Below are 16,363 nucleotides of genomic sequence, written 5' to 3' on the forward strand. Positions count from 1 at the left end.
CGTCCCGGCGCACAGGAACCGCTCAACGCACGTATTCAGACGCATCCCAGCCAGATTCTTGAAAGACGACGTTCGATATGGATTCGATTTTTGACATGACGGCTCACGTTCTTCGGCGTGGGAGCCTCGTGGGGGTGATCATCGCCGGTCTCCTGACAGGGTGCGTCGACCTGGAGCCGCGGCAGAGCAACATCAACTACTACGTACTCAGCGATGCCATGACGCCGGCGGACTCAATCCAGAATCCGGGGTTTGTCCCCGATTCGTTGCGCCTTGTCGTTGGGATCCGGAAAGTTCGGCTCGCTGCCTATCTCAAGACCCCGTCGATCACGACGCGGTATGGCCGGCACGAGGTGCAGTTTTCGGAATTCCACCGCTGGGGCGAAGACCTCGCCGACGCCGTGAGTCGGTCGGTCGCGCAGTCGTTGTCACGGCAGCCGGGCATCGAGCGCGTCGACCGGGTGCCCTGGCCCGACCGAACGACGCACGATGTGCTGGTACAGATGCAGGTGCTTCGCTTCGAGGGAGAAGCTCCGTCTTCCAGTCGACGCCCGGAGCAAGAGGACGACGGGATCGAAGCGGAGGGTTCGGCGCGTGTCGCGGTGGCCTGGGAGCTCGTCGATCCAGAAACGCAGGAGGTGTGGGTCAGTGGTCGGACGGACCATCGTGAATCCGGATGGCCGGTGGGAAACTATCCGGCGCTCATCGAGCGGCTAGACGCAGCGTTGTCGGTTGTGGCGAGCGACTTAAACGAGAGCATGAAATCACTCGAGCCGCTGTCGGCTGAGAGCCGGTAGCCGTTCGACACCGCAGATCGCGGCGAGCGCTGATAGGAGAAGACGTGCTTTCCCTTCACGGGCGTGCCGTGAGGGACAAGGGGACGGGCCGTGAGACCCGGTGAAGTCTCTCCGAAAACAAGGGTCCAGGCGCAAAACGATGGCTGGCCACAGGCACAGAGGTTGCACCCGTGCCCTGATGCACGTACGTTGCGAACTGCCCCGAGGTGTGTGCCGCTGTTCGGTTGCTTCCGTACGGCGTACCGCCTCCGATCCTTGCTGACCGCGTCGAACCCTTTTCGCGCCCCGATGGAATATCTTCTTACGGCAGGCTTTGCCTTCCTCGTCATCAACGCCATGCTCGTGAGCGCTTCGGTGCTCGTGTACGCAGAGCGCCGCGTTTCCGGCTTCATGCAGAACCGCCCCGGCCCAAACCGTGTCGGCCCGGTCGGACTGCTGCAGCCGTTTGCGGACGTGCTCAAGTTCGTGTTGAAGGAGGATATTCAGCCTGCTGCGTCCAACAAATTTATCCATTCCCTCGCGCCGGTCCTCATGGTGGTGATCGCCATGAGTGCCGCGTCTTTGATTCCGTTCGCGAATGGCATTGTCGTCGCGGATCTGAATGTCGGCGTGCTGATGCTTCTCGCGCTGACGTCCGTGACGGTCTATGGCATCACACTCGCCGGATGGAGCTCCAACAGCAAGTACTCGCTCCTCGGCGGACTGCGGTCGGCGGCGCAGATGATCTCGTACGAGCTCTCGATGGGCCTCGCGGTCATTTCGGTCGTGCTCATCGCGGGTAGCTTGAACCTTATGGAGATTGTCGAGAACCAGGCATCCGGTGGTGCGCTCCTCGGCTGGAACCTCGTTCGGAATCCGGTCGGCTGCCTCATCTTTATCGTGACCGCGTTCGCGGAAACGAACCGGGCGCCGTTTGACCTGCCGGAGGCGGAGCAGGAGCTTGTCGGTGGATACCACACCGAGTACAGCGGCATGAAATTCGGCATGTTCTTCCTCGCCGAGTACGTGAACTGGTTCATCGCCTCGTTCATGATCGTGACGCTCTTCTTCGGCGGCTACCTCGTTCCCTTCCAGCCGCAACTCATCGCCGCCTTCCCGGCCCTCGCTGACTCGGTCTGGCTCCAGATCTTCCAGTTCGGTTCGCTGATGCTGAAGGTGAGCTTCTTCGTCTTCCTCTTCATCTGGGTCCGGTGGACGTTCCCCCGCTTCAAGTACAACCAGCTCATGATGATCGGCTGGAAGTACCTCCTCCCGATCTCGCTCGCCAACGCGCTTCTCGTCGCCCTCGGCGTCATCTTCTTCCAGAGCTACTTCTAGTTCGAAAAGCGAAATTCGAAGGGCGAAATGGAAAAGCACCTCGGCGCCAGACGGCGATCCGGGGTGCTTTTTTTCTATGGTTCAGCGTTCAAGGTTCAGAGTTCAAGGTTCAGGGCTAGCTACCGGACCGTTTGGATTTCAAACCGGACTGTCTTCGTATGTCAACGAAAAACGAATCTCGTGCGTCTCATGCGTCCTGGGAACGAGACGTTATCGTCGAACAGGACGCACTCACACACTCCGATACCCACATACTCACATACTCCCATCCATCTCAGAGCAGCCGCGCCTAGGAATGCTGAAATGACACACGCTCCAATGAACGTGTCCGGTAGGTAGGGTTCAGAGTTCAAGGTTCGGGGCTCGACGGGCTGCCGAATAACCTGAAGGGAATCCCCGGTCGTAGCGCTCATACCCTCAGACGTTGACACTTTCATACTTCCCACCCTTCACACTTTCCCTTTCCGTCGTTCCGTCAGGGTGAGGGCAGCGCCGGTGAGGAGGATGAGCAGGCCGAGGAGGCGCATCCACGACAGCTCGATCGGGGCGCCGCCGAGGAGGCCGAAGTGGTCGAGTCCGGCCGAGGTGAGGAGCTGGGCAGCGAGGAGAATCATTCCGAGGAGAACCGCCCCGATGCGCGGCACCGCGTAATTGCTCGCCGCCACGACGAAGACGCCCATGCAGCCGCCGATCCAGTAGTACCAGGGAAGTCCGCCGAACGCGATGACGCCGGTGCGCACGCCGATGAGGAGGAGCACGCCTGCTACGATCGTGCCGACGATGTGGTTGACCAGCGATCCGCGCAGGCTTCCGGCAAACGTCGCGAGCGACGCGTTGACCAGCCGACTCAGCGAGCCGATGACGCCGTTAAGTAGGGCGAGCAGGTAGAACATGCAGAGGAGCTTCCGGGAGGGCAGCGGGACGGGGTTAGCCGAACGCGACGAGGACGACACCTAGGATGACGAGGGCAAGACCGAGCAGTCGTTGCTTCGACACAGGGAATTGGGGGAGCCCGAACCAGCCGAAGTGATCGGAGATTGTGGAGAAGCCGAGGTTCGCGGCCACCGACAGGCAGAGCGTGAGCGCCACGCCGAGGACCGGAACGACGATGTTGGCGAGCATCACGATGGCGACGCCCAGCACGCCGCCGAGAAATGTGTAGCGCGGAGCCGAGCGGAGACGCGAAGGTAGCAGGGGGCCGCTGCGTGGCAGAACGAGGAGCGCAGCGAACACCGTCCCGACGAGGTGGACGAGGAAGGAGCTTTCCAGCACGCCAACGTGTTCGCCCAGCGTTGCATTGAGCCTGATCATAAGGGCGACGAAAACGCCGGCGATCACGGAGGCCACACCCGCCAGCATTACGTCTGGGTCGGCCGGAATTTTCTGGCGAACCGCCTGAAGGAGTTGAGGCATGGCTACAGGTAGAGGATCAACGACAGTTCGGAGCACGACCGCGACAAGCTAGGTATCGCCCATTCGAAATCGCAGCCGGCCGCCCGGTTCGCGTGTAAAATTGGCAGGCTCTGTCCATTTTCCCTGTGCAAAGGGCTCGAAAGGACCCGCTTTTTCGCCTCGTAACGCACGTTTCACCGAAACCTAAACGGTTTGTTTGGGAAAGGAGCGTTCCCGCACGCTTATTGTACGATAGCAGATAAGAAGAGCCTTGGCCGTGTCAGTGCTTGCGGTCCCTTTCGGTATCTGCTGATCGACATCCGCTGACGGCCGTTCCTCAGCGAACGTCTTCCCTGCCACTCGTTTCGCGTTTCATGCTCGCCCCCGACATGCCCGCTCTTGCTCCCTCGATGATCGCCGCCGACTACGGACGGCTCGAAGCTCAGGCCCGCGAAGCCCTCGATGCCGGGGCCGATTGGCTTCACATGGATGTGATGGATGGACATTTCGTCCCCAATTTAACCATCGGTCCGGGTATCATTGAGGCGCTTCATCCGGTGGCGGAGGAGTACGATGCACCGGTCGACGTGCATCTCATGATCGAGAATCCGGAGCGCTACATCGACGCGTTTGCGGATGCGGGCGCCGACGTGATTACCGTGCATGCCGAGACGTGCTCTCACCTCCACCGTGTGGTCCAGCAGATTCAGGAGGCGGGTTGCCGGGCGGGAGTCGCACTCAACCCGGCCACGCCCCTCGGACAGCTGGAGGCCATCCTACCGATGGTCGATCTCGTCCTCGTCATGTCGGTGAATCCGGGCTTCAGTGGACAGGCGTTTATCCCGCAATCAACAACCAAAATCCAGCGTCTCCGTCGTCAGCTGAATGCCCTGGGTTCGAAAGCCCGGCTGGAAGTGGATGGCGGTGTCAAGCCGGGGAACGCGTTGCAACTCGTGCAGGCTGGGGCCGATGTCCTCGTGGCAGGAAGCGCCGTCTTTGGTGGCGACGGATCGGTTGAAGAGAACATCGAAGCATTCCGGAGCGCACTCACCCTCAAGGTGTAATACTGAATCCAAATGACGCTGTCCGGATGCCATGCCTCGGCCGCTGGGGATGGTTCCGTCGAGAAAGGGTAAAAAGGCGTCGATGGGAACGATCCATGCTTGTTTCTGCGGTTTGAATCACCCGGGCGAACGAAGCAGACCCCGACATTCGAATTTGGATTTGGTATAACCTCCCGTTCTGCGTACCCTTCCCTCAGGGGACGGACCATTATGAAACTGAAGGACCTCACGGGTCACGTCTGTATCGTCACAGGCGCGAATTCCGGGATCGGAAAAGCGACAGCCCTCGGGCTGGCGACGCAGGGCGCTCGCGTTGCCATGGTATGCCGGAGTGAACGTCGTGGTGCACAGGCGAGAGAGGAGATTCTCGCCGCCTGCGGTCACGACCGCGTCGATCTCCACCTTGCCGATCTATCCTTGCAGTCGGATGTCCGCGCATTGGGCGAGCGGCTTGACGCGTCTTACAACCGCATCGACGTGCTGGTCAACAACGCCGGGGTGTTCATGGGCGAGCGCATCGAAACCGGGGACGGAATGGAGACGACGCTGGCCGTCAATCACCTGGCGCCGTTCCTCTTGACGCACATCCTTATCGACACGATGATCGATACCGCCCGCTCTCATGGCGAGGCGCGCATCGTGAATGTCGGCTCAGAAGCCCATCGCGGGGCCCGGATCGACTTCGACGACCTCCATGGCGAAAGCAGCTACTCCGGGTTCCGCGCGTACGGCCAGTCGAAGCTGGCCAACATGCTGTTCACCCATGAGCTCGCGCGTCGTCTTCACGGCACAGGCGTGTCGGCCAACTGTGTTCATCCGGGCGTCGTCTCAACCAACATCTGGCGCGGATCCGACTGGCTCTCCCGCGTCGCTCGCTTCTTTTCCTGGTTCTACGACTCACCGGAGACAGGCGCAGAGGGACCGCTCTATCTTGCGGCGTCGCCGGACGTGAACGGCGTGACCGGGCAGTACTTCAACGGTACCGAGAAGGCAAAGCCAGCCATCGCGGCGTTCAATGAAAAAACGGCCGCCCGCCTCTGGCGCAAAAGCCGCGCACTCACAGGCATGTCTGTTGGGAACGCAAAAGAATTACTGTGAGGGGTGAGATGTGAGGTTTGGGGTATGAGCTTTGGGGATGAGGGAAAGCGGGCTTGCGCGAGGAGAAAAGACCGCGACAGGAGTCGGTGGGCCTTAGGTTATCAGGTACTGCCCCCCGGTAGTCGAAATGCATCTCGCTTCACAATCATCGTGGTGGCATTCGTGCTCATCTCTGGGCTAGCACGGTGAATACGACCGGCATGGCTGTTTGTCTCTGGCTCGATTCCTATGTTTGGTGCTGGCTGTGACTGCAAGCCTCGCCGTGATCTGAGGTAGCAGGCAGCTCCGAAGGGTCTTCCTACTTCGCCTTTCGAATTTCTCACTTCGCACTTCAATTTCCCTACTTCGCCCTTCGAATTTCCATTTTCGCACTCAACATGACCACTGTCGACGTCGTGCTGCCGGTCCCGGTCGATCAGACCTACACATACGGCGTGCCGACCGAAATGCGCGACACGGTCGACATCGGGCATCGGGTGCTGGTGCCGTTCGGCAAACGGCGGCTCACGGGCGTTGTCGCGTCCGAGGGACCGGACCCGGAGTCGGTCGACTTCGCTCTAAAGGACATCCTCGACGTGCTGGACGAGCGCCCGGCCTGCTCGGAGGAGATGCTGCGTCTCACGAAGTGGATCGCCAATTACTACGTTTGCAGCTGGGGCGAGGCGATAAAGGCGGCGCTTCCTTCCGGCATCAACGTGAAGAGCACGCACCGCCTTCGCCGCACGGAAGAGCCGCCGGGGCAGTGGGTCGAACACGAGCAGGCGGGACCGCTCCTGGCGGACCTGGAGGGGCGCGACGACACGACGCTCAGCGCGATTAGAAAGCGTCTCGGGACGACGGTGCCGCTCGGGCTAGTGCGCCGGCTGGCAGCGGAGGGCATTTTGGAGGTAAACACGCAACTGAGCGACGCCCGCGTCTCGGCGAAAACGGCAACATACGTCCGGTTCTCCGCGGCTTTTCAGCACCCGTCGGCCGCGGCTGACCTCGTCGAACAGCTGCGCGGGTCGAAGCAAAAAGCACTGATCGAAGCGCTGGCAGGGTTCCGCGAGGAAGGCACGCCGGAGCCGCTACGAACCGATCTTCTGGAGCGGGCGGAGGCCTCGCACTCTTCGCTCAACAGCCTGGTCGACAAGGGGATGGTCGAAACCGTCGAGAAGGAGGTGGTGCGTTCGCCCCTTGACGATCTGCCGGATCCCGGCCCGGCGCCGGATCACACGCTTCACCCCTCCCAGCAGGAGGCGTACGATGCGGTCGCCAGAGCGGTCGAAGACCAGAGCTACCAGACCTTTCTATTGCACGGGATCACGGGAAGCGGCAAGACCGAGGTCTACATCGCCGCCCTCAAGGACGTCCTCGCCCAGGGCCGAACGGGCATCATCCTCGTCCCGGAAATCGCGCTCACGCCGCAGACCGTCCAGCGCTTCCGGTCGCACTTCGGCGACACGATCGCGGTGTTGCACTCGCAGATGAGCATGGGCGAGCGGTTCGATGCGTGGAGGCAACTCCGCGACGGAGAGCTGTCGATCGCCATTGGTCCCCGGTCGGCCGTGCTGGCCCCGATGGACAATCTCGGCCTGATCGTGGTCGACGAGGAGCACGAGTCGTCGTACAAGCAGTTCGACCCCGCGCCACGCTACCATGCTCGCGACGTCGCCGTGATGCGTGCCTACCTCAACGACGCCGTGTGCGTGCTCGGGAGCGCGACGCCGAGTCTGGAGTCGGTCATGAACGCGGAGTGGGGAAAATACACGCGGCTCAACATGCCGGAGCGGGTGCCGGATTCGTCCGGTACGTCGGCCGAGCTACCGAACGTGGAGATCGTCGACCTGACGCTGCAGAAGCGCAAGCACCAGCTCGAGGGTGCCCTGTCCGAGCCGCTCCGGGCGGCCATCCGTGCGCGCATCGACCGGGGCGAACAGACCATTCTCCTGCAGAACCGCCGCGGGTTTGCGCCGGTCATCGAGTGCTGTGACTGCGGGTGGGCGCCGCTCTGCCGCGATTGCTCCGTGACGATGACCGTGCACAAGACCCGAAGTGGCGGGCGCATGCTGCAATGCCACTATTGCGGACGCACCGAGCCGACGATGCGCGCGTGTCCCTCCTGCAACTCGCAGGACCTGCATCAGATTGGGACCGGTACGCAGCGGGTCGAGGATGAGCTGAACGACGTCTTTCCCGATGCCGAGGTTTTGCGGATGGACCGCGACTCCACCCGAAAGAAGCACGGCCACCACAAGATTCTGAGCCAGTTTCGCAACGGTGCAGACATCCTGCTCGGCACCCAGATGATCGCCAAAGGGCTCGACTTCAGCCGCGTGACGCTCGTTGGCGTCGTGGATGCGGACGTGGGCCTCTTGCTGCCGGACTTCCGCGCCGAGGAGCGAACCTTTCAGCTACTGACGCAGGTGGCAGGTCGGGCCGGTCGCGCGGATCTGCGCGGCGAGGTCATCCTGCAAACGCGCAACCCCGAGCACAAGGCGCTGCAGTTTGCGCTGGACCACGACTTCGACGGCTTCGCGGCATCGGAGCTTGAGGATCGAAAAATACTCAGTTACCCGCCCTTCGGTCACCTCGCGACGGTCGAATTCCGCGGGCCGAAGGAAGCTCGCGTCGAGCGCCTGGCCGAGAACTGGACGAAGGCGCTCCGCAAGCACAGCGCGAGCGACGTGCTCATCGGCGACCCCTCCCCCGCCTCCGTCAAGCGCGTCAAGAAGCAGTTTCGCTATCGGACCGTCCTGAAGTCGCGCCAGTCGCAGAAGCATTTGCAGTCGGCCCTCCGGCGCACCGAGCAGTCGTTCGGCAGCGTCCCGAATGGGTATCATGTTTCGATCGATGTTGACGCCGTCGGGTTGCTTTGACGTGTAGACGTGTGGACGTTTCAAGGTGTTGAAGTGGGAAAGTCGGTACGGGAAGAGATCCTGTAGCTCGTCCTCTACTCCTTGGTGCTGGTTTTTTGCTTGACCAAAAAACCAGCGCAAAAAAGTCAAGGCCAGGGAGACCTTCGCTTGACGTCCGCTTCTGCGCCGCTGAAATGCTCCAAGGCTCGACCTCTCTGGGGGAGATGTGCAAATACCTGACGGCGTTGCTTCGAGGTCTGCGGCAGGGGAGCATTTCCCGCCAAACGTTTTCGCTAACCGGCGGACCAACCAGCTCTTGGACGCGACGCCTCCGCTCCCGTCGAAGCGGCGAACGTCTCCAAGGGCCGAAACGACACAAGCACGATTGCTGAACGAGGGTGCTGTCCCGGCCTTGCGCGGTTCGTCGTCTCGAGCGACATGAGCATCGCGAGTTAGTGCCCGTGGTGCGCGAAGGCGGAGCCGCAAACCAGAACGAATCCGTGTCTGAGCCCGTCTTGCGGGCGGGTCCACAGGATGACCTTGCGGGCCCTTTGATTCGTTCTGCGACGCGAGCACGGTGAGCTAGTACCGGTTGGTGCGGCGGAGTCGGAGCGCTAGACGAAGCGCGGACCGCCGGGTCGCCAACCCGAGCAAAGCGAGGTAGTGCCTGTGGCGATTTTTGCGTCTCGTTTATTGGCGATCCAAAAAATGAGACAGTAAGAATAGAGAACGCTCCCTCATTCCTTGGTGCCGGTTTTTTGCTTGACCAAAAAACCAGCGCAAAAAAGTCAAGGCCAGGGAGACCTTCGCTTGACGTCCGCTTCTGCGCTGCTGAAATGCTCCAAGGCTCGACCTCTCTGGGGGAGATGTGCAAATACCTGACGGCGTTGCTTCGAGGTCTTCGCGGGGGAGCATTTCCCGCCAAACGTTTTCGCTAACCGGCGGACTAACCAGCAATTGGACGCGGCGCCTCCGCTCCCGTCCGTGCGGCGAACGTCTCCAAGGGCCGAAACGACACAAGCACGATTGCTGAACGAGGGTGCTGTCCCGGCCTTGCGCGGTCCGGCGAAAAAGCGTTGTAGCAAGAGCGCGAACCGAACGAATCGTTGTCTGAGCCTGCTTTGCAGGCGAGTCCACGGGATGACCCTTCGGGCCCTTTCGATTCGTTCCGCGATCGAGAGGAGACGCCAGCCGGAGCGCGGACAGACGGGCGACTTTTTTGAGTCCCGTTTTTTGGTCGTCCAAAAAATGGGACATGAACGAGGAGGATAATCGCAGTACTCGAATCAGCCACCTCGTTTACAAAGAAAACCCGGAGGTTTTCTCCGCCTACTCCGGCAATCGCGCCGCACGAACCGGCACGGGCGCTTCAGCATCCGGCGCCGAATCCCCTCCTTGGTCCGGAACGGTACGCTTCCACCGCCGATACCAGATGATCGTACCGGTAATCGAGAGCACCGCTGGCGCGAGGCCGAGAAGGACGTAGAGCCAGCGGACGACCGGTCCGCCGACCGCGCCGATGTGCAGCGGGTACGTGGCGTGCATGATGCGAGAGCCAACGGGCGCCGACCGCGCGTCGTCCACGCGGAGCACGGAGCCATCGCTCGCGATATGCACGAAGCTTCGTCCGTTCGGATGCCACTCGCCGGGCGCCTGAAGCCGGACCGTGAGCGGTGCCTCCGGTGCGGCCGGGGCGTACACGAATGAGGCGGTGGCTCCCGGAAGAGCGCTGCGGGCGGAGTCGAGGGCCGCGTCGATTGCTGTTGGCGAAAACGAGACCGGCGTATCCACGGTCGGGGGCGCCGGGGGCCAAGCCGGTGAGCCTGTGGCCGTGTTCGTGAGCTCCTGCGTGCTGGTATAGAAGATCAGCGCAGCGCCCGTAGTCGCGGTTAACAGCACGAAACCGAGGGTGTAAAACCCGCCGGCACGATGCAAGTCGTAGTTTAGCCGCTTCCATCCCTTTTTCCAGACGACCACGAGCGCCGCACGAAGTGCACGGAGGCGTCGTGGCCACCAGAGGACAAGGCCCGTCAGCGACACCAGCACGAGAAGCAGTCCGCTCACGCCAACGATGATGCCACCGGTGCGGCCCGCCATCAACTCGGCGTGGAGGTCGAACAGCGTGTTCACGAAGCCGGCATCGGGAGCACGGCGGCCCAGAACGGTCTGCCGGTACGGGTCCACAAAGACGTGCTCTTCTCCTTGCCCCATCCAGACGACCACCGGCGTGTCCCGGTGACCGGAAAGCTCGATCAGCCACGGAGACTCGCCGTCGGCAACGTTGGGGATGGCATGCACTGCTCGGCCCACCGACTGCTCTCCCGCCGATTCGACCTCGTACAGATCGGGGCGCATCCACGCATCGATCGTGTCCTTAAATACGAGGACACTTCCGGTCACGCTGAGCAGAATCACGATTCCACTCAGGGCGAGGCCGGTCCAGAGGTGGATGGTTGACGAAAGCTGACGGATCGTCGGCACGGCGGGCTGCAGTGATTCGGTACGGAGCGGGGCGCAGCGTTACCAGCGCACGGTGTACGAGAGGCGAACCTGACGTCCCGGTGCGGCAGCGTATCCGGAGCCGAGGTTGTACCACTGCGAGATCGCCGGGAAGTAGAAGGTGTCGAAGACGTTCTCGATCCCGATCCCGACCGTTCCCGGTCCGGCCTCAACGGAGGCAGAGAGGTCGAAGACCGTGTAGGCGTCGACATCGCCCTGGCCGAAGGCTGTCGCCGCCGATCCATCGAAGCGATCCCGCGATCCGGAGTGGAGAACCTGCGCGCGCACCTGCCACAAGTCGCTCGGCACGTACGCGACGTAGCCCGTTAGTTTCGCCGGAGGGATGCGGCTGCCCGGCAGGTAGGTCTCGTAGTCGCCGTCGTCATCCGTGTCCGTTTTGCCTTCGAGGAACGTCGCTGTCCCGCCGATGCGCATCGGGTTGAATCGGGCGTCCAGGGTGGCTTCGATTCCGTAAATCCGCTCCGGCGCGCGAACCAGCTGGAGCTCCGGGAAGTCGCTCAGCGTCGAGCCGAACTCGGACGTGTTCAGGAAGCCGGTGACGGAGGCGCTCACATTGTCCGTACCGCCACGGAGGCCGAGTTCGTAGCTGTTCACCTTCTGCGCTTCCGGACGCAGTGATTCGACGGTGAAAGCCGTCGTGTCCGGCGGCGAGCGGAGAACGCGGCCCACGTCGGCGACGGAGTACCCCTGCGAGAAGTTGCCGAACAGGTCAACCTGATCGAGGGAGGCAACGAAGCCGGCGTTGAAGACGAAGGCGTCGTAGTTCAGATTGCCTCCCTCGATGTCGCGGCCACCGAATAGCGTCGTGAAGTCATCGACGGAGAGCCAGAACGATTCGTAGCGTGCACCTCCGTGCAGTTCGAGGCCGTCTACGAGGGTCAGTTCGAGCTGGGCGAAGGGGGCGGCGCTCCACTGGTGAATCGGCGGAACGTAGGAGCGGCCGTCTTCGAGCGGCTGCTTGGTTCGGTCACTCAGAAGGTCGGCTCCCCAGGTGAGGTCGGCCCCGCTGAGGACATCAACCGGCGTTTCGACATCGGCGCGTGCACCGATCTTCGTCGACTCAAGCACGGATTGACCGCCGCCGTCCGGGTAGAAGGAGGCGAAGGTGAAGCGCGTCTCGTAGTCCTGCAGGAAGACCTGTGCGCCGACGCGGCTGTCGAAGAGGGCGTCGACTTCGTCATGCGAGTACTGCGCGTTTGCGACCAGGTTGAGCGTGCCGGGGTCCTTGCCGGGGATGTCGCCGGCCGCAGACGCGCGAGCCTTCGCCGAATCCGGCGTGCCGGGTACCGTCAGGTACTCCAGGTTTTGGTGCGCACTGTACAGGTTGGCGGACAGGTCCAGGCGCTGCTGCGACGTGAGATCGACGCCACCCCGTGCGAGAACGTTGAATACATCGCTCCCGGCGCGCCCGCCCTGACCCTGTGGGTCCTGCGGAATGCGATCGCCTTCTCCGTCGAAGGCATATCCGATCTGTTCGTAGGTTGCACTGATCAGACCGTCGTAGTCACCCTCTTTTACCTCGACCTGTCCGCGCAGGCGGCCGGAGGCGCTGCTTTCTACATTTGAAGGCTGTCCCTGCAGGCCGATTTCCGCCTCGCCGTGGACGCCAGGGTGGTCCGGGCGCTTCGTGATGAAGTTTACGAGCCCGCCGTTGCCGCCGTATCCGTACGTCGCGCTGGCGCCACGAACGACCTCGATGCGTTCCACGGCGCTGGGATCGATCGAGTGGAGGTCGCGGAGCACGTTACGGAGCGGAGCCGACTGCGGCACGCCATCCACAAGCACAAAGAGCGAGCGGCCGCGGAGGGTCTGGCCGTAGTTGCTGAGCGTGTGTGTGGCCGGTGCCATCCCGGGGACATTCTGCGAGAGCAGTTTGCCGACGTCCGTCGTGAGCTTCAACTGCGCGTCCATCGTCTCCGGACCGAGAACACTCATGGAGGTGGGTACCGAACGAAGTGCCTCCTCCCCGCGCGTAGCGCTGATAACGACCTCGTTCATCCCGTATCGCTGGGCTGCGAGAACGATGTCGACCGTATGAGTCTCGCCAGCTTGAAGCGTGAAGCGCTCTGTCACCGGAGTGTAGCCGACGAAGGACGCACGCAGCGTGTACGTGCCGGCGGGAAGGTCTTTGATGGAAAACGCGCCGTCGCTATCCGTCGTCGTTCCGCGCTGAAGTGCACGTTCCGTTGACTGGATCAGAACGTTCGCACCGGGGACCGGTGCCTCGGAGTCATCGACGACCGTGCCGACAACCGACGCATCCTGGGCGGTAACGGTGGCGAGTCCTGTCAGGGCAAGGCAACCGACAAGCAGTACGAAATGCCGAAGCGTGTGGGATAGCATGGATCGAAAAATAGAAAACCGATTTGGGGGACAGCCAGACCGGATCGGCCTGGTCTTTATTTAGACTCGTTCTACACAGTAGGATTAACGATAATAGGTTTGCCGTGTATTTTCAACGTGCTCTTGCAATGCCGGCGTGAAGAATGGAGAACGGCTCGGGTATGGAGGTTTGGAAGTGTCGAGGTGTCGAGGTGTCGAGGTGTCGATGTGTCAAGGTGTTGATGTGTCAAGGTGTTGATGTGTTGGGGTTGGGAAGTGGAAAGTGACGGTTGAAGTGAGCGCGGGGCCGGCTTCCTCTGGTGCCGCTGAAATGCTCTAAGGCTCGACCTCTCGGAGACGGCCCCGCCGAAAATGAATCGTATGGCTTCGAGGTCTTCGCAGGGGAGCATTTCCCTTCGATCGTTGTCGCCAGTCATCAACCCAACGAGTTATGGGACGCGGCGCCTCCGCTCCCGTCGATCCGGCGAACGTCTCCGAGGGCCGAAACGACGCAAGCACGATTGCTGAACCCGCCTTGTGGGCGAGTCCACTGGATGACTCTGCGGCCCCGTTGATTCGTTCTGCGACGCGAGCACGGTGAGCTAGTACCGGTTGGTGCGGCGAGGGCGCAGCGCTAGACGAAGCTCGGACAGGCGGGTCGCCGATCCGAGCAAAGTGAGATAGTGCCTGTGGCGATTTTTGCATCTCGTTTTTTGGCGACCAAAAAATGAGACAGTAAGAATAGAGAACGCCCCCTCATTCCTTGGTGCCGGTTTTTTGCTTGACCAAAAAACCGGCGAGAAAAAAGTCAAGGCCAGGGACACCTTCGCCTGACGTCCGCTCCGGTGCCGCTGAAATGCTCCAAGGCTTTGACCTCTCTGGAGGAGATCTGCAAGTAACCGAGGGTCTTGCTTCGAGGTCTTCGCTGGGGAGCATTTCCCTTCGATCGTTTTCGCCAGTCATCAACCCAACGAGCTATGGGACGCGGCGCCTCCGCTTCCGTCGATTCGGCGAACGTCTCCGAGGGCCAAGACAGCGTGCACGCATGGGGAGTAGATCCCGCGCCGTGCTTCCCTGGCCTTGCGCGGTTCGTTGTCTCGAGCGACATGAGCATCGCGAGTTAGTGCCCGTGGTGCGTGAAGCACGCGACGCGGAATAAACAAATCGTTGTCTGAGCGATCTATGATCGCGAGTCCACGGGATGACCCTTCGGGCCCTTTCGATTTGTTAAGCGTCGCAAGGCGTAACGCTAGACGAAGCGCGGACCGCCGGGCGACGTGAGCGAAGCGAACTAGTGCCAGTTGGTGCGATTTTTTTTGCGTCTCGTTTTTTGATCATTCAAAAAATGAGACAGAGAGAGGGTAGAGAGGCGACTCCAACGATCAAAGCCAAGAGATGGCTCAAGATCGAGCCGTCAAAAAAGGAAGACGGATAGGATCCACCATCCGCGTCCGGATTGAAATTTACGTCGAACAGAGAAGATTTGAGTCTAGCGAACGCTTGCCCCGAACGTCCCAGCACAATGCTCGTACCTTGATAGCAACCTCTCCGGTCGGTACACTTACGACGTTGATGATTGTACCGATGAGAAAGATCTCGTCCTCACCTTTTTCACGACTCAGGCTCTGTCGCACATGACCACCACCACACGTTCCATCACCATGCAACGGGTCGTTGTGACCGGTCTCGGAGCCGTCACGCCCATCGGTCTGACGACAGATGATTTCTGGAACGGACTCATTTCTGGCACGAGCGGCGCAGGCCCAATCACGAAGTTCGATACGGAGGAGCACAAGTCCAAAATCGCGTGCGAGCTGAAGGACTTCGATCCGGAGCCGTACATGGATCCGAAGCAGGCGCGTCGACAGGACCTGTTTAGCCAGTACGCGCTCGCCGCGACGGCCCAGGCGTTCGACGACGCGAAACTGGACACGTCGGAGCTAGAAGAGTCGCAGCGCGACCGCATCGGAGCGATCTTCGGGACGGGCGTGGGTGGGTCGAACCTGTTCATCGACCAGGTCCGCACGCTCGATGAGTACGGCCCGCGGCGGATTTCACCGTTTTTCGTGCCGATGATGATTACAAACATGGCGCCGGGCCTGATCGCGATGGAGCACGGCCTGCGCGGACCGAACCACGCAGTCGTGAGTGCATGTGCGACCGGGAATGACGCGATCAGCGACGCGCTGCTTCTTCTCCGGCAGGGTCACGCCGATGCCATGCTGGTCGGCGGCACGGAGGCGTCGATCAACGAGCTGTGCGTAGGCGGGTTCGCGTCCATGCGCGCACTATCGACCCGTAACGACGACCCGGAGTCGGCGTCCCGCCCGTTCGACGAGGACCGCGACGGCTTCGTCCCGGCCGAGGGAGCAGGGGCGCTCGTTCTCGAGACACTGGAGCACGCCTTGGAGCGTGGCGCGCCGATTTACGCGGAGATTGCCGGAGTCGGCAAGTCGAATGACGCCTACCACTACGCCGCCCCGGATCCCGAGGGCCGCGGTGCGGTGCTCGCGATGCGTGCGGCGCTGAACGATGCCGGCACGGAGCCCGAAGCGGTCGACCACGTCAACATGCACGCGACGTCCACCCCGATGGGCGACACCATCGAGTCGAACGCGATGAAGACGGTCTTTGGCGATCACGCATACAACCTCAGTCTGTCGGCCACGAAGAGCATGACCGGCCACCTCCTTGGCGCGGCTGGCGCGGTGGAGGCTATTGCCGCAGTCCTCGCGATCAAGCATGGAATCGTTCCGCCGACCATCAACACGGAGAACCTCGACGAGGGCTGCGACCTGGACTACACGCTCGGCGAGGCGAAGGAGCGACCGGTACGCATGGCGCTCAACAACGCGTTTGGCTTCGGCGGGCACAACACGACCCTCGCGTTTTCCGAATACACCGACTAACCGACTTTGCGAGCTGGCCCGTGCCATTTACCCACGCACCTGCTTTCGTATCCGACATGAATGACGCGAACGACGCCGCGCACTCTGCTGCTGAAGCCGCCGCTCAG

10 protein-coding genes are annotated in these 16,363 nt (G+C 61.8%); 6 read left to right on the plus strand and 4 right to left on the minus strand.

Annotation, left to right across the window (positions count from 1 at the left end; genetic code table 11):
• Window positions 1–77: 77 nt before the first annotated feature.
• Both CRI94_RS13825 and nuoH read left to right on the plus strand, forming a co-directional pair.
• Window positions 78–797 carry a PqiC family protein gene (locus CRI94_RS13825; RefSeq protein ID WP_098076913.1) on the plus strand — a complete coding sequence of 240 codons (720 nt, stop codon included), beginning with the start codon at window positions 78–80 and terminating at the stop codon, window positions 795–797.
• Window positions 798–1,085: 288 nt separating this feature from the next.
• Window positions 1,086–2,114 carry an NADH-quinone oxidoreductase subunit NuoH gene (nuoH, locus tag CRI94_RS13830; RefSeq protein ID WP_098076916.1) on the plus strand — a complete coding sequence of 343 codons (1,029 nt, stop codon included), beginning with the start codon at window positions 1,086–1,088 and terminating at the stop codon, window positions 2,112–2,114.
• 449 nt (window positions 2,115–2,563) lie between these two features.
• Here the strand turns inward: nuoH and CRI94_RS13835 are convergent, their stop codons facing one another.
• Together CRI94_RS13835 and CRI94_RS13840 are read right to left on the minus strand one after the other, a co-directional pair.
• Complete coding sequence (locus CRI94_RS13835; protein ID WP_098076919.1) at window positions 2,564–3,007, minus strand: DMT family transporter; 444 nt, start codon at window positions 3,005–3,007, stop codon at window positions 2,564–2,566.
• Window positions 3,008–3,041: 34 nt separating this feature from the next.
• Entirely contained in the window at window positions 3,042–3,527 is a 486-nt protein-coding gene (locus CRI94_RS13840) for a DMT family transporter (protein ID WP_098076922.1), read from the minus strand.
• 353 nt (window positions 3,528–3,880) lie between these two features.
• Between CRI94_RS13840 and rpe the strand changes: the two genes are divergently transcribed.
• From rpe to priA, 3 genes are all read left to right on the plus strand, one after another.
• Window positions 3,881–4,570, plus strand: coding sequence for a ribulose-phosphate 3-epimerase (rpe, locus tag CRI94_RS13845; RefSeq protein ID WP_245846198.1), 690 nt, complete (start codon window positions 3,881–3,883; stop codon window positions 4,568–4,570).
• Window positions 4,571–4,780: 210 nt separating this feature from the next.
• The gene (locus tag CRI94_RS13850) at window positions 4,781–5,668 is read left to right on the plus strand and encodes an SDR family oxidoreductase (RefSeq protein WP_098076925.1); all 888 of its coding nucleotides are present in this window, start codon (window positions 4,781–4,783) and stop codon (window positions 5,666–5,668) included.
• A gap of 377 nt (window positions 5,669–6,045) precedes the next feature.
• A complete protein-coding gene (priA, locus tag CRI94_RS13855) occupies window positions 6,046–8,526 on the plus strand; it encodes a replication restart helicase PriA (protein WP_098076928.1) in 2,481 nt (826 codons plus the stop codon).
• A gap of 1,308 nt (window positions 8,527–9,834) precedes the next feature.
• On the opposite strand, the gene CRI94_RS13860 is transcribed toward priA, so the two are convergent.
• The gene (locus CRI94_RS13860; RefSeq protein WP_179862317.1) at window positions 9,835–10,986 is read right to left on the minus strand and encodes a PepSY-associated TM helix domain-containing protein; all 1,152 of its coding nucleotides are present in this window, start codon (window positions 10,984–10,986) and stop codon (window positions 9,835–9,837) included.
• 39 nt (window positions 10,987–11,025) lie between these two features.
• A complete protein-coding gene (locus CRI94_RS13865; RefSeq protein ID WP_098076934.1) occupies window positions 11,026–13,368 on the minus strand; it encodes a TonB-dependent receptor in 2,343 nt (780 codons plus the stop codon).
• Between the two features lie 1,613 nt (window positions 13,369–14,981).
• Between CRI94_RS13865 and fabF the strand changes: the two genes are divergently transcribed.
• Window positions 14,982–16,256 (plus strand): beta-ketoacyl-ACP synthase II, encoded by a 1,275-nt coding sequence (gene fabF, locus CRI94_RS13870; RefSeq protein WP_098076937.1) that lies wholly within the window; start codon window positions 14,982–14,984, stop codon window positions 16,254–16,256.
• The last annotated feature ends 107 nt before the right edge of the window (window positions 16,257–16,363 follow it).

The sequence above is a fragment of the Longibacter salinarum genome, assembly GCF_002554795.1.
Classification (GTDB): domain Bacteria; phylum Bacteroidota; class Rhodothermia; order Rhodothermales; family Salinibacteraceae; genus Longibacter; species Longibacter salinarum.